Raw genomic sequence first — 18,951 nt, forward strand, 5'->3', positions numbered from 1 at the left:
CTGTATGATATAGAGAATCAAGGAGGACGAAACATGAAACCGATTAATATTCAGGATCAGTTTTTGAATCAAATCCGGAAAGAAAATACGTATGTCACTGTTTTTTTGCTGAACGGCTTTCAGTTGCGGGGCCAGGTGAAAGGCTTTGATAACTTTACCGTTTTGCTGGAATCGGAAGGTAAGCAGCAGCTTATATATAAACATGCGATCTCTACGTTTGCGCCGCAAAAAAACGTCCAGCTTGAACTCGAATAGATCAAAAAATGCCATGTCAAGACATAAGGAGGCTGCCGGGGGATTCTCGGCAGCCATTTTTAACATGTAAATCCACTTTTGATCCAAACTTTTTTGTGTAAGCTGACCATGCCAAGGCACGGTCTTTTTTTATGAGAACAACATACTAAAGAAAAAATGGTATATTATGTATAAACATGAACTTAGGGAGTGACGCGACCTTGTTTGAAAGTGAAGCAGAACTGAGGCGAATCAGGATCGCCCTTGTGTGGATAGCTGTTTTTTTACTGTTCGGGGTGTGCGGGAGTCAAGATACCATCATTGAAACAGACAGCGGCAATTCAGACTATGAAACGCCTCAGCCAACCTCGTTTCCGCTTGAACATAATCATTTTGGCGTGATGGAGGACGGCTATATCAAAATTTATGAGTATAATGAGTCCCGCAATGAGGTAAAGCTGAAGAAAGAATACGCGGATGATGAGCTTGAATAAAATTCACAAGCATTCGAATTTACAAAGCGGATGCCAGCCGCTAAACTAAATACAGACACAGATCAAACAGAGGGTGAAAAAATGAAGCATAAAGTGATCGTGAATCATTGGGAAGAAATTTGCGAAGATGATTCTTGCTATGAATACGGAACAAGTATCATTGTGAACGGAAAAGAATTAATCAGAGAAGCGTCAATTATCACTGCTTTGAAGGCGGTTTTAGAAGAAATCGGCGCGGATGTTGAAATAGAAGAAACAGTAGAGAGCGAAAAATGCTGTGATAGCTTAAGAAAAAAAAATCTAGACTACTAAGCAGTTTTTTTTCATGTTATGATAAACATCGGCTAAAAAACGACACCCCGAGTAGGACGAGAGATGATTCTCGTTCTGCTCTCTTTTTTGGGCCCTAATGAGTCTGTCTATTTGCCTGATTTGATCAAAATATGAATTTTTCATAAAAACGAATCTATATATTGTGTTTTTGCTAGAGGGTAGTATACTATATATAGTGTTAGTGATGAGAGATTCATATTTTTTGATAGGTCGTGATAAAACGTGGTACAAATCATATTTGATTCGAAAACAGGGAATGTTCAGCGGTTTGTGAATAAATTAGGCTTTCAGCAGATACGCAAGGTGGACGAAATAGACCACGTGGACACTCCGTTTGTTTTGGTCACCTACACGACAAACTTCGGTCAGGTACCGGCATCAACACAATCATTTCTCGAAAAATACGCCCATCTCTTATTAGGAGTCGCTGCGAGCGGCAATAAAGTATGGGGCGATAACTTTGCAAAAAGCGCCGATACCATTTCTAGACAATATCAGGTGCCGATCTTGCACAAATTTGAACTCAGCGGCACATCTAAAGACGTTGAATTGTTTACTCAGGAGGTAGAAAGAGTTGTCACAAAATCAAGTGCCAAAATGGATCCAGTTAAATAACGAAATCATGATCCAAAAAGATGGAAAATTCCAGTTTGATAAGGATAAAGAGGCTGTACATAGCTATTTTGTAGACTATATCAATCAAAACACAGTTTTCTTTCACGATTTAAAAGAGAAGCTGGATTATTTGATTGAAAACCAATATTACGAAGAGGAATTCTTAAGCCTTTATTCTTTTGAAGACATTAAAGAAGTGTTTAAGACAGCTTACGCTAAGAAGTTTCGTTTTCCTTCCTTCATGAGTGCGTTTAAATTCTATAATGACTATGCTTTGAAAACGAATGACAAGAAAAAAATCCTCGAGCGTTATGAGGACCGGATCTCAATTGTTGCGCTGTTCTTCGCAAACGGCGACACTGAGAAAGCAAAAGAATATGTGAACCTGATGATCAATCAGGAATATCAACCGAGCACACCGACATTTTTGAATGCCGGCAGAAAACGCCGCGGAGAACTTGTCAGCTGCTTCTTGCTGGAAGTCAATGATTCCTTAAACGACATTTCAAGAGCGATCGATATCTCCATGCAGCTTTCTAAACTGGGCGGCGGGGTTTCTCTTAACCTGTCCAAGCTCCGCGCGAAAGGTGAAGCCATTAAAGATGTTGAAAATGCGACAAAAGGCGTTGTAGGCGTCATGAAGCTTCTTGATAACGCGTTCCGTTACGCTGACCAAATGGGGCAAAGACAAGGATCCGGCGCGGCGTACTTAAACATTTTCCACCGCGATATCAATGATTTTCTTGATACGAAAAAGATTTCTGCGGATGAAGATGTGCGTGTCAAAACGCTTTCTATCGGTGTTGTCATTCCGGATAAGTTCGTTGAGCTTGCACGTGAGGACAAAGCGGCTTATGTATTCTATCCGCACACGATTTATAAAGAGTACGGCCAGCACATGGATGAGATGGACATGAACGAAATGTACGACAAATTTGTCGACAACCCTCGGGTCAAAAAGGAAAAAATCAACCCGCGGAAACTGCTTGAAAAACTGGCGATGCTTCGTTCTGAATCAGGCTATCCATACATCATGTTCCAAGATAACGTGAACAAAGTGCATGCGAATAACCATATTTCCAAGGTGAAATTTTCTAACCTTTGCTCTGAAGTGCTGCAGGCATCTCAAGTGTCTTCATACACAGACTATGATGTAGAAGATGAAATCGGTTTGGATATTTCCTGCAACCTGGGCTCACTTAACATTCTCAATGTTATGGAGCATAAATCAATCGAAAAAACAGTCAAGCTTGCGACAGACTCTTTAACACATGTGTCTGAAACGACTGACATCCGTAATGCACCTGCTGTAAGACGTGCAAACAAAGCGATGAAATCAATTGGTCTCGGCGCTATGAACCTTCACGGTTACCTTGCGCAAAACGGCATTGCGTATGAAAGCCCGGAAGCGCGTGACTTTGCAAACACGTTCTTTATGATGGTGAACTTCTACTCCATCCAGCGTTCTGCGGAAATTGCAAAAGAGAAAGGCGAAACGTTTGATCAATATGAAGGCTCAACCTATGCGACGGGTGAATACTTCGACAAATACGTTTCCGCTGATTTCTCGCCGAAATACGAAAAAATCGCCAATCTGTTTGAAGGTATGCATATCCCGACGACAGAGGACTGGAAACAGCTAAAAGCATTTGTCGCTGAACACGGTATGTATCACAGCTACAGATTATGCATTGCGCCAACAGGCTCTATCTCATACGTGCAATCAAGTACGGCGTCTGTTATGCCGATTATGGAACGAATTGAAGAAAGAACATACGGCAACTCAAAAACGTACTACCCAATGCCTGGGCTTGCATCTAATAACTGGTTCTTCTATAAAGAAGCCTACGATATGGACATGTTCAAGGTTGTGGATATGATCGCGACTATCCAACAGCACATTGATCAGGGCATCAGCTTCACATTGTTCTTAAAAGACACAATGACGACCCGTGATTTAAACCGAATCGATCTGTATGCACATCATAGAGGAATTAAAACCATTTACTATGCAAGAACGAAAGATACTGGGCAAGACAGCTGCCTTTCTTGTGTTGTTTGATTAAAGGAGAGTTTAAAGTGACAAAAATTTATGACGCAGCAAACTGGTCAAAGCATGAAGACGATTTTACCCAAATGTTCTATAACCAAAACGTAAAACAGTTCTGGCTTCCGGAAGAGATTGCTTTAAACGGCGATCTCCTCACATGGAAGTACCTCGGAAAAAATGAGCAGGACACTTATATGAAGGTACTTGCCGGACTTACGCTTCTTGATACAGAGCAGGGGAATACGGGGATGCCGATCGTGGCTGAACACGTAGACGGCCACCAGCGGAAAGCGGTGCTGAACTTTATGGCGATGATGGAGAACGCTGTCCATGCGAAATCGTACTCAAATATCTTCATGACCCTTGCACCGACTGAAACGATCAACGAAGTATTCGAATGGGTTAAACAAAATAAATATTTGCAGAAAAAAGCGCAAATGATTGTCGGACTTTACAAAGCCATTCAAAAAGATGATGAAATTTCACTGTTCAAAGCGATGGTTGCTTCCGTCTATCTGGAAAGCTTCCTTTTCTACAGCGGCTTCTATTATCCGTTATATTTCTACGGACAAGGAAAACTGATGCAAAGCGGTGAGATCATTAATCTGATTCTTCGTGATGAAGCGATTCACGGCGTGTATGTCGGTCTCCTTGCTCAGGAAATTTATAATAAACAGACAGAAGAGAAAAAAGCAGAGCTTCGTGAATTTGCGATCGACCTTCTGAATGAGTTATATGAAAATGAGCTTGAGTATACAGAGGACTTGTACGATCAAGTCGGACTCTCACACGATGTAAAGAAATTCATCCGCTATAATGCAAATAAAGCGCTCATGAACCTTGGATTTGATCCATACTTCGAAGAGGAAGATATTAATCCGATCGTTTTAAACGGATTAAATACAAAAACTAAATCGCATGACTTCTTCTCCATGAAGGGGAACGGTTATAAAAAAGCGACAGTTGAGCCGCTCAAAGATGATGACTTTTATTTTGAAGATGAAAAAGAGCAGATATAATATCTGCTCTTTTCGGCTTGAAGGTTAAATGAGGAGGACGCAGTACCCATGGGAAAAATGGACGAAATGATTTTAGTCGCCCCGCGTGATGATGTGTTTAAAAAAGAAAGCTTAACCTTCCAGGGCGTGAACAGTGAAGATAGCAGAGTAGTAGAAATCATGGCCGAGCTCGAAGCAGCCTATCGTGAAATGAGAAGGGGGGACGCGGAAGAAGATCCGCGTTTCAAGCAGCCGATACCTTATGTTGTCATTAAGCGCGAAGATGAAGTCTTCCTTTACGAGCGGCTGGCCGGCGGCGGTGAATCACGTCTGCACAACAAACTTTCTCTCGGCTTTGGCGGCCATATGAACGCCATCGAAGGGGCAGCTTCATTTGCTGAAGTCTTAAAGCTGAACACAGACCGTGAGCTTGAGGAAGAACTGCAAATAAATGAAGAAGATAAACAGGCGATTGTCACACTGGGATTGATCAATGATGATGAAAACAGTGTTGGTAAAGTGCATATCGGTATTCTTTCTGCGCTTCAATTGAAGCCCGGCGCACAAGTGGAAGTGAAAGAGAAAGACCAAATTGCAGGTAAATGGATGAAAGTTTCTGAATTAAAACAGGATGACATCTATAACCGTCTGGAAACATGGTCACAGTTTGTTGTTGATATTCTTGAATAAAAAAACCCGGTTTCTCGTGATGAGGAGCCGGGTTTTTTTATGAGACGCTCGTCTCCGTCTCGACTATGATTCCAGAATCACAATAGCGTCAAAGCCGGCATTTCTTGCTCTGGCAGCGAGAGTGTCCGCATTGTCTTTGGATGAAAATGCGCCAATCTGCACTTTGTATAATCCATCCTTTAAAAGGACAATCGAGTCAAACCCTTTAGCTTCGGCACTCCTTGCCAGCGAGTCCGCATTCGCTTTGACTTTAAATGCACCGATTTGAACCTTATATAACCCTGTGCTGGAAGTCTTTTTAAGGTTAAAGGCTTGCTCCAGCCCGTTTGCATGCCCTCTCGCTAAGCTTTGAATAAAGCTGCTTGTTTTCAGTTTGTTTGCATCGGCAACGGTATCAAGGAAGCCGTTTTCGGTCAATAGGGCAGGCATGGCCGACTCCCTTAGGACGTGGAAGTTGGCTGTTTTTTTGCCGCGATCGGCAAAGTCGACAGCTTGTATCACTTCAGAGTGAATTGACGATTGATAAGACGTCGTTGGGGCACCTACACCTGGATAAATATAGCTTTCAAAACCTGTGCCTCCACCGGAATTAACGTGAATGGACAAAAAGAAATCTGCTCCCCAGTTATTTGCGGCAGATGTTCTGTCGTTTAAGCTGACATATTGGTCGCTTGTCCGGCTCAGCAACAAAGAAATACCTTCATATTCATTAGTCAATATCGTACGTAAGGCAAAAGCGATTTGCAGGGTTAACGTTTTTTCTTGAAGGCCATTTCCTGTTGCGCCAGGATCAGACCCGCCATGGCCAGGATCAATAAAAATTTTAACCATTCTTCATCACCTCATTACAGGATATGAAAAAACACGGCTTCTGCTTGTACGATTATCATTTGTCTGAAAAATGAGGAAATACCCCTTCAACATCCGGAAATTATTTCTCGGGAAAGCGCACAATTCAACATGAAGCGACAACAGATACGGTCTGAAATGAAATATGTGCATATGTCAGATGTTAGTGAGTATTATGGGTTCGATTCTATCTGCACTGATTCCTGCTGGTTTTAAACTGTGCTTTCATTTTAAAAGTATGCATTTAGATATGAGAGCGCCGTTCATTTTGAAAAAAGGAAGGGATGGGTCATGAAAGATATCACTAGAAGAAAAAGAAAACACCTTCGCAGGGATCTTCGGGCGGATGATACGCTTTGCACAAAAAAACAGCCCGTGTTTCTCAACGTTAAGGGAGAAAAGTATATATTACTCTAATAAAATGATTAAAAACAAAATCTCATGGTTTGTCCACCCAATGTCCGTGAATACAATAAGAAATAAAGTATTTCTCGGGAAAGCGCAGGATTCCTTATCGTTCCCGAAAAAAGCAACTGATTCGACACATGATAGGCGTTTGTCACAATCGGCATCCGCTTGAATATCATATAGAGAGAACAGAGAGGTGAAGATGTTGGAGCGCGCTGTGACTTATAAAAACAACGGACAGATCAACATTATTCTGAACGGGCAAAAGCAGGTGCTGACGAATGCTGAGGCAGAGGCGGAATATCAGGCTGCATTGCAAAAAAACGAAGCAAAGCACGGCATTTTGAAGGAAATTGAAAAAGAGATGAGCGCATTAGTTGGGATGGAGGAAATGAAACGCAACATCAAGGAAATATACGCCTGGATTTTTGTGAACCAAAAACGCGCGGAGCAAGGCTTGAAGGTGGGAAAACAAGCGCTGCACATGATGTTTAAAGGAAATCCGGGAACGGGAAAAACGACGGTTGCACGGCTGATCGGCAAGCTTTTCTTTGAAATGAATGTCCTCTCAAAAGGCCACTTAATCGAAGCGGAGCGGGCTGATCTGGTCGGGGAATATATTGGACACACCGCCCAAAAGACGAGAGATTTAATCAAAAAGTCATTAGGCGGCATTTTGTTTATAGACGAAGCCTACTCGCTGGCAAGAGGCGGCGAAAAGGACTTTGGGAAAGAAGCGATCGACACACTTGTAAAACATATGGAAGACAAACAGCATGAGTTTATTTTGATACTCGCCGGATATTCTCGGGAAATGGATCATTTTCTCTCGCTAAACCCGGGTCTCCAATCAAGATTTCCCATCTCCATTGATTTTCCGGATTATTCTGTGACCCAGCTCATGGAGATTGCGAAACGAATGATTGATGAAAGGGAATACCAGCTCAGTCAAGAAGCGGAATGGAAATTGAAAGATTACTTAATGGCAGTGAAAAGCACGACAAGTCCCATTAAATTCAGCAATGGACGTTTTGTCAGAAATGTGATCGAAAAATCGATCAGAGCACAAGCCATGAGGCTTTTAATGGGAGACCAATACTTAAAAAGCGACTTGATGACAATCAAAAGCCAAGATCTTTCCATTAAAGAAGAAGCATCTGGATCTGCATAGACCTCTCAGTTTTTGAGAGGTCTGTTTTTTGCTTGTATTTCTGCTTTTCAAAGCAATCGATTTGTGGTATACACATGCAGGGTTTGGTATGATAATACTACTGCCCAATATGCAAAAGAAAGGAACATCCATTTGAACGAACAAGAAACGATTCAGGAGAAAGCCATTTTAGTCGGATGTCAGCTGCCGCATATCACGGATGAGCATTTTGAAAATTCTATGGAAGAGCTAGCCTCTCTGACAAAAACAGCAGACGGAAAAGTATTGACCAGCGTCACGCAAAAACGGAACAGGGCTGACGCCGCTACATATATAGGAAAAGGGAAGGTAGAAGAGCTGAAGGCGCTGGTGGAAGAGCTTGATGCTGATCTCCTCATTTTTAATGATGAACTGTCGCCAAGCCAGCTGAAGTCATTGGCAACAGCAATCGAAGTGAAGATGATTGACCGCACGCAATTGATATTAGATATTTTCGCAAAGCGGGCGAGAACAAGAGAAGGCAAACTTCAAATTGAGCTGGCTCAGCTGCAATATGCACTGCCGCGTCTGACGGGACAAGGGATCAACCTCTCCCGGCAAGGCGGAGGAATTGGTGCCAGAGGTCCCGGGGAAACGAAATTGGAGACCGACCGCCGCCATATCAGAAATCGCATTCATGAAATCAACACACAGCTTTCAACTGTCATTCGTCATAGAAGCCGATACCGAGAAAGAAGAAAGAAAAACGGTGTGCTTCAAATTGCGCTTGTCGGCTATACAAACGCGGGGAAATCAACATGGTTCAACCGCCTGACGAGTGCTGACAGCTATGAAGAAGATCTCCTGTTTGCCACGCTGGACCCGATGACCAGAAAAATGGTCCTGCCAAGCGGCTACAGTGTTCTTCTTTCAGATACAGTAGGATTTATTCAGGATCTTCCAACGACATTGATTGCTGCATTCCGGTCAACGCTTGAGGAAGTAAAAGAAGCGGATTTGATCCTGCATTTAATTGATTCTTCAAATGAGGATTATGTGGGACATGAAAAAACAGTCCTTCGTCTGCTTGAGGAACTTGAAGCAGATGATATCCCGATGCTCACGGCTTACAATAAACGTGATCAAAGACTGCCTGATTTTATACCGTCCGCCGGAAGGGATCATATTATGGTCAGTGCGAAATTTGAGGACGACGATGAAACCTTTAAAGAAGCGATTCAGCGCTATTTGCGCAAAGAGCTGTTAACGTCTTTTGAAGCACATGTGCCGGCAAGTGAAGGGAAGCTCCTTTCCAGAATCAAATCGGAAACGATGGTAGACCGCTTCTATTTTAATGAAGAAAATGAACGGTATGACATATCGGGCTATGTCCAAGAAGAGCAAAGTATCATCGGTGAATTAAAGAAGTATATGTAGGAAGGAAATATAAAGACATGTTTGACACATTAACACACGGAGAATTACTCAAAAAAACGGCAATGGAAGTGGAAGCGGACATTGCCGGGGTTCATAAACAAATAGAAGAAATCAGCGAGCGCAATGAATGGAGAGTGCTTCAAAGCTATAGAAAACACAAAGTAAGCGACACGCATTTCACGCCGTCTACTGGATACGGCTACGATGATATCGGAAGAGACACGCTTGAAAGCATATATGCGGATGTGTTTGGCGGAGAAGCGGGGCTTGTAAGGCCGCAAATCATTTCAGGCACACATGCCATCTCGATTGCTTTGTTCGGTGTCCTCAGACCGGGGGACGAGCTCCTTTATATAACGGGCAAGCCGTATGATACGTTAGAGGAAATTGTGGGCGTCAGAGGCGGAGAAAACGCTGGATCATTAAAGGATTTTCAAATCGGCTACAATGCGGTTGATCTGACGGAAGACGGAAGGATAGACTACGATGCAGTCGCCGCTGCGATTAATCCGAAGACCAAAGTAATCGGCATTCAGCGCTCAAAAGGGTATGCCAATCGCCCTTCTTTCTTAATTAGTGAAATAAAAGAAATGATCCGTTTTGTAAAAGAAATCAATGAAAACTTGATCGTCTTTGTGGACAACTGTTACGGAGAATTTGTGGAAGAACTTGAGCCTTGCCATGTCGGAGCCGACCTGATGGCTGGATCTCTTATTAAAAATCCCGGCGGAGGTCTTGCGAAAACAGGCGGTTACCTTGTTGGAAAAGCGAAATGGATTGAAGCTTGCTCATACCGTATGACGTCACCTGGCATCGGCAGAGAAGCAGGGGCGTCTCTTTACTCGCTCCAAGAAATGTACCAAGGCTTCTTTTTGGCGCCTCACGTTGTGTCTCAAAGTCTAAAGGGAGCGGTGTTTACAGCGAGATTTCTTGAAAAACTCGGCTTCACTTCAAACCCGAAATGGGATGCGAAAAGAACGGATTTAATACAATCCGTTGAGTTTTCTGACAGAGAAAAGATGATTGCTTTTTGCCAGGCTATTCAATTTGCATCGCCAATCAATGCTCATGTGACGCCTTATCCGGCCTATATGCCGGGATACGAGGATGATGTCATTATGGCAGCAGGCACATTTATTCAAGGAGCAAGCATTGAATTATCAGCTGATGGCCCTATTCGCCCGCCGTATGTAGCGTATGTTCAGGGAGGATTAACCTATTCGCATGTGAAGAATGCCATATGCAGTGCGGTAGACTCACTGATGGAAAAGCAATTAATTTAAATTTTTTAAAAATTTCTCTTAATTTGATGTTAAGAATCCTTACATCGTATTGACACAAAATATAACATCACCTATAATGAAACTAAGTTAAGAAAAGGAGGAAATTGAGATGAGTGATAATATTCGCCGCTCAATGCCTTTATTTCCAATAGGAATTGTCATGCAGTTAACGGAGTTATCAGCAAGACAAATTCGATATTATGAGGAAAATGGACTGATATTTCCAGCCAGAAGTGAAGGGAATAGACGATTATTTTCATTTCATGATGTAGATAAACTGTTAGAAATCAAGCACCTGATAGAACAAGGTGTAAACATGGCAGGAATTAAACAGATTCTGGCGAAGGCGGAAGCCGAGCCGGAGAAGAAACAAAATGAGAAGACGAAAAAACCAATGAAACATGATCTGTCTGATGACGAACTGAGACAGCTCCTGAAAAACGAGCTTATGCAAGCCGGCCGTTTTCAAAGAGGGAATACATTCCGTCAAGGCGACATGTCCCGCTTCTTTCATTAATCCGTTAGCAACTGTTTTGCTATATACATTTACCTTTTAAGAGGAGGAATTTTACCAAATGGCAAAGTACACTAGAGAAGATATCGAAACATTAGTAAAAGAAGAAAACGTGAAGTATATCCGTCTTCAATTTACTGACATTCTTGGAACAATCAAGAATGTTGAGATTCCTGTAAGCCAGCTTGGAAAAGCGCTTGATAATAAAGTCATGTTTGACGGTTCTTCTATTGAGGGATTCGTTCGTATCGAAGAGTCAGACATGTACCTGTATCCAGATCTAAATACATTTGTTATCTTCCCATGGACAGCTGAAAAAGGTAAAGTAGCACGTTTCATCTGTGATATTTATAATCCGGATGGCACACCTTTCGAAGGTGACCCGCGAAACAACTTAAAACGGATTCTGAAAGAAATGGAAGACCTCGGCTTCAGCGATTTCAACCTTGGACCTGAGCCTGAATTCTTCTTATTCAAATTAGACGAAAAAGGCGAGCCAACGCTTGAACTAAACGACAAAGGCGGATATTTCGACTTAGCTCCAACTGACTTAGGAGAAAACTGCCGCCGCGATATCGTGCTTGAGCTTGAAGAGATGGGCTTTGAAATCGAAGCGTCTCACCACGAAGTAGCACCTGGTCAGCACGAAATCGACTTTAAATATGCTGGAGCAGTCCGCTCTTGTGATGACATCCAAACATTTAAACTAGTTGTCAAAACAATTGCCCGCAAACACGGCCTGCATGCGACATTTATGCCAAAACCATTGTTCGGTGTGAACGGTTCAGGTATGCACTGCAATCTATCACTCTTCAAAAATGGTGTTAATGCATTCTTTGACGAAAACGCAGATCTTCAGCTAAGTGAAACAGCGAAACACTTCATTGCAGGTATCGTGAAGCACGCAACAAGCTTTACAGCAGTAACAAACCCGACAGTAAACTCTTACAAACGTCTTGTTCCTGGCTATGAAGCACCTTGTTATGTAGCATGGAGCGCGCAAAACAGAAGCCCGCTTATCCGTATCCCGGCTTCCCGCGGCATCAGCACACGTGTTGAAGTACGCAGCGTAGACCCAGCTGCTAACCCGTACCTTGCACTTAGCGTATTGCTTGCTGCAGGATTAGACGGAATCAAAAACAAACTGGAAGCGCCAGCTCCAATCGACCGCAACATCTATGTGATGAGCAAAGAAGAGCGCATGGAAAACGGAATCGTTGACCTTCCAGCAACACTTGCGGAAGCGCTAGAAGAATTCAAATCAAACGAAGTCATGGTCAAAGCGCTGGGCGAGCACCTATTCGAACACTTCATCGAAGCAAAAGAAATCGAATGGGATATGTTCCGCACGCAAGTACACCCTTGGGAGCGCGAACAGTATATGTCTCAGTATTAATCTATCAATCCCTTGGCACTATTGGTGTCAGGGGATTTATTGATTAGTTAAACAATTTAATAATTTAATATAGATCCTGTAACACCAGACAAAAGGACGAGGAATAACGGCATTGACGGCGTGTATGGTCTGAAAACAGCAAATGCAGTCAAACGGTTCCAGTCAGTATGTGGCCTGACTGCATTTATGGACCTAAGACTAAAGCGAAAATTGAAGCGAAATTGAATTAATAAAAGAAGCCCTTCTTAAAAGAGGGCTCTTTTTCTAACTATGTTGTTTTAAGGTGTTTTCTAATTTGTTCAGTGACTTGCTTAAGCCATTTTAAGGGTGTTATATCATCTTCAGGAAAGTATATACCATCCGCTGCTCCCTCTATAAATTCATTCTTGTCTTCTTCTGAATAATCACTATTTAAAAACTCAGTTAGTACTATTAAATCTCTTTCTTTTAGCTTTTGTGATGCTTCATTTAGATATTCATTAAGAGCATCTTCAGGAGATTCTATATCTTGGTGGAAATGTCCGCCGAGAAATCTAAATACAGGATCAGAAACTTCGATTTCAATCATTACTTATCACCACCAAGAAATGTTAACTTCAAATCTGAGAAATAGAGCATATCTTATTCTATATAACTTTCTGCTATATCAATATCGTTTGTCATTTCTAAGTCAGGGTACTTTTCATCTAATTTTCTTAAACAATTAATAAGTTCTTTACTTTGCAAACTTTCAGCTAAATCTTCAAATACCTCACTGATCCAATATAAATCTTCTTTATTACAATTTTCTAGATAGCTAATTGTATTTTCTTCATTTTCTGAGAGCACTTCAACTATTTCATCCCAACTTTTTTGAATTCCATAGTCATCATTAAGATTAAGTTTTTTTCTTTTAATTAATATAGCTTCCATTTTTTTCTCTAAATTCATATTGATCCTCCATACTTTGTCTATGGTTGTTTAGTTGCATCGGGGAAAATGGTTCCTATTTCTCCATTTGTTTTAATAACTCCAACCCTAACACCTTTATACTCTCCGAATATAGTCATACCATTTTCTGCATTAGTGAATTCGGGTAATTCAGCAATCTTTGCACCGGCTGCTGCAATATCAGACTCTGTCCAACTTTCGGGAAACCAAGATTGATTGGAGCCTGATCTTTTTGCTTTCACCTTGTGTCCGGGAACATTACCTACTCTAACACCATTTTCATATACTTTATTTATATTATAATCTATATTATTTTTTTCAAGAAATTCAATGTTACTTTGTCCATGTCCTCCACCTTTCATTTTTGAAATATTACCTGTTTTCGGGTTTTTAGTAAAATCACCTATGTCTGAGTGCTTAATGCTACTATCAGGAATATTAACCTTAAGACTGCCAGTATCTCTATGATTCCCACCGTTTGGTTTTTCTGACTTGAAGAGTACACTGCTTTTTTCATTTTCCGCAATACTTTTTAATAACGGAGTATTTTTAACGTTAATAGGATTCCCGGCGTCTTGTAGAATCCCTTCTAATGCAGGAGTATATCGATTAATATAAGGTTTGACAGATGGATTGCCATTTTTAATCTTTTCACTAGCTACTTTCCCAACTGTAGCAAGATCTTTCGAGCCTGTTGAGACAGAGGACTTTCCACCTTTCAATAACAGAAGGCTTCCGCCCAAATAAGTAACATAGTGCAGCCGTGTGTATGCATCCCCGTGAATCATTTTTGTATCCCAATTATCCTTCAATGTGTCAACCATGCTTTGAAAGGCAGCTTGATAGTCGTATTCCAAAACGGTATCCAACACTTTTTGAGGATCCTTGTTTAAGTTATCAATCGTCCAACCGATATTCCATCCAAATTGAATGGCTCCTTCACCGGTATCCTTGGCAAGATCGTATATACCAACAATCGCACCCTTGGCGCCATCACCTATGATTTGCAACACTTCTTTTCCGTTATCCATGAAAGCTTTACGCTGTTCAAGAAATGAAACAAATTCAAGCTGCTCAGGGGTAAGATTCTCATAGCCGACCTTCTTGGCAATTTCTAAGTATTCATCCGGATCCGTCACTCCGTCAGCTAGCTTCTTCTTTAAATCTTTGATTTCTCGTTCTTTCGCTTCATCTTTCTTGATCTTCAAATAAGCTTCAGTCTGTTTCTCAATATCGCCTTTTTTCTTATGTATGTCACTTTCACGGTACGCCTTGGCGTTGTAGTGAATGGGTGTGGCGTTCTTCCCTTTGCCTGTGGATTCCTCAAGCTTTTGGAAGTCCTTCTTGATGAATTGCTCGTTTGGCTCTGACTGGGCATATTCAGTAACAAGTGCTTCGTCCACGCTACCTAGTTTGTCGACTGTTTTTTTGCGCTTGTCCTCCGCATTGGCGAGTTCGTCTTTGAAGTTTTCTGTCGAGAACAAATCAAGCGGAAGTATATCGTCAATATCATTTAAGATATCCTTCATGGCTTTCTTTTGTTCTGACATAATAGATTTTGTGTAGGCGTTAGCCAGTTCGTGTTCTAAGAAGGATTCTTCTATATATGCATCAGATAAGCTGGCGTCCTCTAAAGTGCCTGAAATGCTCGTCAAGAAAGCAATTTTCATATCAAGTAAGTCAATCCAATTGTCAGCTACACCTGCATGATCTTGATAAAATGCTTTGATGTTGTCGGCGCCTTTTCCGGAAAACTCACTGTCATCTAAATCAGCTACGGCTTTAAAGGCCTTCTTGAGATTGACCATCTGACTTCTTAATTCTTTGTATTCCTTTGCGCGTTTATCTGCTTCGGAAAGCAGTGATTTGGCTTCAAATACTTTCATGATCATATCCTTTCGTTTGAATAGCTCCAACAAGATTTTACCATGGGAAAATGAAGAAACAGACACGGATGTGATTCAAAAGTGAGAAATGATTAATTTGATCTGTGTCATTTTACCTATCTGAATTAATTGAAGACCGTTTACGCAGTCAGGCGGTTCCAGTCTGTGCATGGATATCGCATAACAAAAATAGCCCTTTAGCACCTTACTTTTTTTGTTAAAATGATGAAAACAGCAAGGGGAGATAATATGGCATTACTACGCTTTATAAGTTTATATGGAATAGCCATCATTATACTGATGGTCATAGCGAATTTTGCTCCTTTTTTGGCGATGCCATTATACTATGTTGCCATGGCTACATTAGTCTTTCTGATTGTTTATCTGATATATCATTATTCCCAAAAGTTTAGAGGGAGGAAAAAGTAAACAAGCAAAAAGAATTCCAAATATATTTTTGCGCAAACTTTGCACAAAAATATTGTTATAAATCCTATTAAATCAATGATTTAATAGGGGTGATTAACTCCCTCCTAGGTAGTCAGCATATTATTCATAAAACATGCTTTTGACCAAAATTAAGACCAAAATTTGACCAAAAAAATTAACTAATCATACTTAATGTATTACAAATCTAAACGAATGAATTTGCTGAAACGCTTGATAAGTAAGGGTTTTGATTGTTATAGATTAGCTATTTTATCTAAAGAATCATGTTCCGCACACAAGTACATCCTTGGGAACGCGAACAGTATATGTCTAAGTATTAATCTCTCAATCCCTTGGCACTATTGGTGTCAAGGGATTTTTAAATTTTGGTCAAAAGATTAAGAGAACAATATTTTTGGTCCTTGACCAAAATATGACCAAAAAAATTTGAAGTTATGAATCTAACTCCAATTGTGGCAAATATCGTAGATACAATCCTCAATCTGAACGGTGTCCTGACATTTGGAACCGTTCTTTTAATGAGGGACTTTCCATTACGGAGAACCTTACACAGATTGGCGTTAAGATTCCGGCTGCTATCACGGACCGGCTTCACGTAATCGAAAATGACAACGAACAAACAAATGAAAAGGATGAACAGGCTGCTGGATAACCCGGCGGCTTTTTCTATATCAAAATAAAGGAGAGTACACTTATGACAATCAAAGTGAAAATGAATCTTATATCAGAAGCTAAATACGGTTTGGAATGCCCGAATCACATGGACGCTGAATACATCAGCATTCACAACACGGCAAACGACGCGTCAGCTGCTAACGAGGTCAGTTACATGACCGGAAACACCAGTTCAACGAGTGTTCACTTTGCAGTGATGATAAAGAGGTTATTCAAGGCCTGCCGTTAAATCGCAATGCATGGCACACAGGCGACGGTACAAACGCCGTAAGTCTATTGGCGTTGAAATCTGCTACAGCAAGTCAGGAGGGGCTAAATACTACGCGGCAGAAAAGCTGGCTATTAAATTTGTGGCGCAGCTGCTTAAAGAACGAGGATGGGGTATTGATCGTGTGCGGAAGCATCAAGATTGGAGCGGAAAGTATTGCCCGCATCGTATCTTGTCAGAAGGGCGCTGGGATGAAGTCAAAGCTGCAACTGATGCTGAATTAAAAGCGCTTGGCGGCAAAACATCTAGCAAGAAAACAACTTCATCTAAGACAGTTAAAAAATCAAGCTCAAGCAAAAAAGAAATCGTTCTTTAATCTACCTTCCGGCATTTTTAAAGTGAAATAAGAATAAAAAGGATGATTTAAGCATAAAAATCAACCCTCGATGAATAAACCGGGAGTTTTTTTATGCAAAAAAAGAAAGCCTATTAGATCAGACTTTTGCAGTTTTCTAGTTAACATACTATAAGAAATTCTTAAAAAAATGTTATCTGAAAAAGTTTTTTATAGCCTCTAAACGTATGTTATGACTACATTCTTCACAAGTATATTTTCCTTTCATGTTTTCTTTAACTTGCTTATATTTCAATGTGCCTTCATATACTCTAAATCTTTTCCTGCAACTTATACAAATTACTTCATAATAAAAAATCACAAATCCCTCCTTTTCTCAAAACTAATATATACACAAAGGACTTAATTCGAGAATTTTCATTTGAACTTTGATCGAACTATTCAAGATGAACGTAATGCTTCTCCAAAGTAAAATTGACATTAAGTTGCACATACAGCCAGCAATAACTACTATATGTGTTCCATACTTCATTTTAAAACAAAATGAGTGCAGTTTTCTATTCTATACAGGGGCTTAGGCAGGACAATATTTATGGACCTAAGACTAAAGCGAAAATTGAAGAGAAATTGAAGTAATAAAAGAGCCTCTCATATAATGAGGGGCTCTAAATTGCAATCCTTTGACTTAATCGTCCCAGTCTCCATCATCAATCCAGTCGTCTTTCGTTTCTTCAAGCTCTTCTATTAAAAACTCTAGGAATGTGCTACCAACTTGTTTACCATATCCCTCTTGGTTATCCCAAAGGATGACAGGGCATTCTCCTTCTTTTATCTTGTTAGTGTCAAGACAATAAGAAAATTCATCAACATATTCGATCACTACAAGACCATCGAAAAGGTTATAATATTTTTTATATTCATTGGTCTGTTCGACAACTTCAGCACCGTGAAAGTCATATCCGAGTATCATTGTCCCGTATGCTCCCCCTGAACCATACTCAGTTAAAAACCATTTATAGCTGTCTGGAAGGGGTACATTAAGATCCTCTTCTATTTCTCTAACCTGATCTTCAGTGACTCCCCCGGTGAGAATTGAATTTTCTTTATTTTCATCAAAGAAAGTTTTCACTTTTGAATAATCCATTAAACTTTACCTCTATTCTTGGTTCTCAAATTGCTGAGCTCTCCATCTCCAATACCTTCTCCTAAAGCTTTTATATTGTTTATCAAGTACTGGATCGTTTCTAAAACTTTGTCCATTCTCTTTTAATCCATGCAAAACATCACTGTACTTATTGTGCCAGCTTTCAGGTATCTCGAGCATATTGCCAGGCTCTTCTTGAATCAAATGATGCACATTAATTTGGGTTCCATCTTTTGCATTAGTCATATCTTTAACTTCATTTGAACCTTTACGAACTCCTCTACCTAAAAAGTTCGGCATAATGGGAAACCAGTTGTATTATCATGCTCATGGAATTGATTTATCAGAAATCGGCGCTCCGTTGATGCAGGGGCAGATTAGTTTTGGTAAGAGTCAGATTTTACTGAGGGATTACACAAGAAAAGAAGAGATTAAAGCTGTTCTTCTAGAGATTTGTGAGGTCGCAAGAAGCGCACGTGCACATAATAAAGTTGGCTGAACAATAAGTCTAGGAATTGGCTACAGTAAAGATGAGCTTGGTTGTGGATTTCATCGAGCCAAAACAATTGATCTTCCTACAAATATCACAATGGATATTTATAGATGCTGCTTAATGCTCTTTAATAAATTTTACTCGGATAAAACAGTGAGAAGTATCTCAGTTACGTTATCAAATATTGAGGAAGATGTTAACCAGCAGTTGAGTTTATTTGAAGCGGATAATGAAAAGAGAAGGAAACTCGGGTTTGTCATGGATGGGATTAGAAGCAAATACGGATCGAAAGCAATTCTGAGAGCAGTTTCTTATACACCTGCAGGAACTGCGCTTTATCGAGCTGGATAACAGGTGGACATAAGAGTTAAAACCCTTCT

The 18,951-nt window shown here is 40.6% G+C and carries 17 protein-coding genes and 5 pseudogenes; 16 read left to right on the forward strand and 6 right to left on the reverse strand.

Going from position 1 to position 18,951, the window contains the following annotated elements:
• Positions 1–33: 33 nt before the first annotated feature.
• From hfq to MY9_RS09530, 7 genes are all read left to right on the forward strand, one after another.
• On the forward strand, positions 34–255 hold the full coding sequence (hfq, locus tag MY9_RS09500) for an RNA chaperone Hfq (protein WP_003221097.1): 222 nt from the start codon (positions 34–36) through the stop codon (positions 253–255).
• Positions 256–455: 200 nt separating this feature from the next.
• Positions 456–728, forward strand: coding sequence for a YmzC family protein (locus MY9_RS09505; protein WP_014664062.1), 273 nt, complete (start codon positions 456–458; stop codon positions 726–728).
• Positions 729–809: 81 nt separating this feature from the next.
• Positions 810–1,040, forward strand: coding sequence for a hypothetical protein (locus MY9_RS09510; RefSeq protein ID WP_003245262.1), 231 nt, complete (start codon positions 810–812; stop codon positions 1,038–1,040).
• Positions 1,041–1,283: 243 nt separating this feature from the next.
• Complete coding sequence (gene nrdI / locus MY9_RS09515) at positions 1,284–1,676, forward strand: class Ib ribonucleoside-diphosphate reductase assembly flavoprotein NrdI (protein WP_014664064.1); 393 nt, start codon at positions 1,284–1,286, stop codon at positions 1,674–1,676.
• Positions 1,636–3,738: a class 1b ribonucleoside-diphosphate reductase subunit alpha gene (nrdE, locus tag MY9_RS09520; RefSeq protein ID WP_014664065.1), complete on the forward strand. Its 2,103-nt coding sequence runs from the start codon at positions 1,636–1,638 to the stop codon at positions 3,736–3,738. Before nrdI ends, nrdE begins: the two co-directional genes overlap by 41 nt.
• Before the next feature lie 17 nt (positions 3,739–3,755).
• Entirely contained in the window at positions 3,756–4,745 is a 990-nt protein-coding gene (gene nrdF / locus MY9_RS09525) for a class 1b ribonucleoside-diphosphate reductase subunit beta (RefSeq protein ID WP_014664066.1), read from the forward strand.
• Positions 4,746–4,793: 48 nt separating this feature from the next.
• A complete protein-coding gene (locus tag MY9_RS09530) occupies positions 4,794–5,414 on the forward strand; it encodes a hypothetical protein (protein WP_014664067.1) in 621 nt (206 codons plus the stop codon).
• A gap of 63 nt (positions 5,415–5,477) precedes the next feature.
• On the opposite strand, the gene cwlC is transcribed toward MY9_RS09530, so the two are convergent.
• Positions 5,478–6,245: a sporulation-specific N-acetylmuramoyl-L-alanine amidase gene (cwlC, locus tag MY9_RS09535; protein ID WP_014664068.1), complete on the reverse strand. Its 768-nt coding sequence runs from the start codon at positions 6,243–6,245 to the stop codon at positions 5,478–5,480.
• Between the two features lie 628 nt (positions 6,246–6,873).
• Between cwlC and spoVK the strand changes: the two genes are divergently transcribed.
• The 6 genes and pseudogenes from spoVK to MY9_RS21555 all read left to right on the forward strand — a co-directional run.
• Positions 6,874–7,842 carry a stage V sporulation protein K gene (gene spoVK / locus MY9_RS09540; RefSeq protein ID WP_041521344.1) on the forward strand — a complete coding sequence of 323 codons (969 nt, stop codon included), beginning with the start codon at positions 6,874–6,876 and terminating at the stop codon, positions 7,840–7,842.
• Positions 7,843–7,974: 132 nt separating this feature from the next.
• Complete coding sequence (hflX, locus tag MY9_RS09550; RefSeq protein ID WP_040083090.1) at positions 7,975–9,237, forward strand: GTPase HflX; 1,263 nt, start codon at positions 7,975–7,977, stop codon at positions 9,235–9,237.
• A 17-nt stretch (positions 9,238–9,254) separates the two neighbouring features.
• Positions 9,255–10,520, forward strand: a complete 1,266-nt coding sequence (locus MY9_RS09555; protein WP_014664074.1) for a methionine gamma-lyase family protein — start codon at positions 9,255–9,257, stop codon at positions 10,518–10,520.
• A 109-nt stretch (positions 10,521–10,629) separates the two neighbouring features.
• Entirely contained in the window at positions 10,630–11,037 is a 408-nt protein-coding gene (gene glnR / locus MY9_RS09560) for a transcriptional repressor GlnR (RefSeq protein WP_014664075.1), read from the forward strand.
• Positions 11,038–11,095: 58 nt separating this feature from the next.
• A complete protein-coding gene (glnA, locus tag MY9_RS09565) occupies positions 11,096–12,430 on the forward strand; it encodes a type I glutamate--ammonia ligase (protein ID WP_014664076.1) in 1,335 nt (444 codons plus the stop codon).
• An 84-nt stretch (positions 12,431–12,514) separates the two neighbouring features.
• Positions 12,515–12,660 (forward strand): annotated as a pseudogene (locus MY9_RS21555) (peptidoglycan-binding domain-containing protein); the annotation flags it as partial.
• A 38-nt stretch (positions 12,661–12,698) separates the two neighbouring features.
• On the opposite strand, the gene MY9_RS09570 reads toward MY9_RS21555, so the two are convergent.
• The 3 genes from MY9_RS09570 to MY9_RS22010 are packed head-to-tail and all read right to left on the reverse strand — an operon-like array spanning position 12,699 to position 15,246.
• On the reverse strand, positions 12,699–12,998 hold the full coding sequence (locus MY9_RS09570) for a contact-dependent growth inhibition system immunity protein (RefSeq protein WP_014664077.1): 300 nt from the start codon (positions 12,996–12,998) through the stop codon (positions 12,699–12,701).
• Between the two features lie 53 nt (positions 12,999–13,051).
• Positions 13,052–13,360, reverse strand: coding sequence for a hypothetical protein (locus MY9_RS09575; protein ID WP_014664078.1), 309 nt, complete (start codon positions 13,358–13,360; stop codon positions 13,052–13,054).
• A 20-nt stretch (positions 13,361–13,380) separates the two neighbouring features.
• Positions 13,381–15,246, reverse strand: a complete 1,866-nt coding sequence (locus tag MY9_RS22010) for a T7SS effector LXG polymorphic toxin (protein WP_014664079.1) — start codon at positions 15,244–15,246, stop codon at positions 13,381–13,383.
• A gap of 899 nt (positions 15,247–16,145) precedes the next feature.
• On the opposite strand from MY9_RS22010, the pseudogene MY9_RS21125 reads away from it, so the two are divergent.
• Both MY9_RS21125 and MY9_RS09595 read left to right on the forward strand, forming a co-directional pair.
• Positions 16,146–16,348, forward strand: a pseudogene (locus MY9_RS21125) (phage holin family protein); the annotation flags it as partial.
• A 42-nt stretch (positions 16,349–16,390) separates the two neighbouring features.
• Positions 16,391–16,907 (forward strand): annotated as a pseudogene (locus tag MY9_RS09595) (peptidoglycan recognition protein family protein); the annotation flags it as partial.
• A gap of 712 nt (positions 16,908–17,619) precedes the next feature.
• Here MY9_RS09595 and MY9_RS09600 read toward each other — a convergent pair.
• Together MY9_RS09600 and MY9_RS09605 are read right to left on the reverse strand one after the other, a co-directional pair.
• Positions 17,620–18,078, reverse strand: coding sequence for an SMI1/KNR4 family protein (locus MY9_RS09600; RefSeq protein ID WP_014664081.1), 459 nt, complete (start codon positions 18,076–18,078; stop codon positions 17,620–17,622).
• Positions 18,079–18,090: 12 nt separating this feature from the next.
• A pseudogene (locus tag MY9_RS09605) lies at positions 18,091–18,315 on the reverse strand (HNH/ENDO VII family nuclease); the annotation flags it as partial.
• A 43-nt stretch (positions 18,316–18,358) separates the two neighbouring features.
• Between MY9_RS09605 and MY9_RS20940 the strand changes: the two are divergent.
• Positions 18,359–18,942, forward strand: a pseudogene (locus MY9_RS20940) (DinB/UmuC family translesion DNA polymerase); the annotation flags it as partial.
• Positions 18,943–18,951 lie beyond the last annotated feature (9 nt).

The sequence above is a fragment of the Bacillus sp. JS genome, assembly GCF_000259365.1.
Taxonomy (GTDB): domain Bacteria; phylum Bacillota; class Bacilli; order Bacillales; family Bacillaceae; genus Bacillus; species Bacillus stercoris.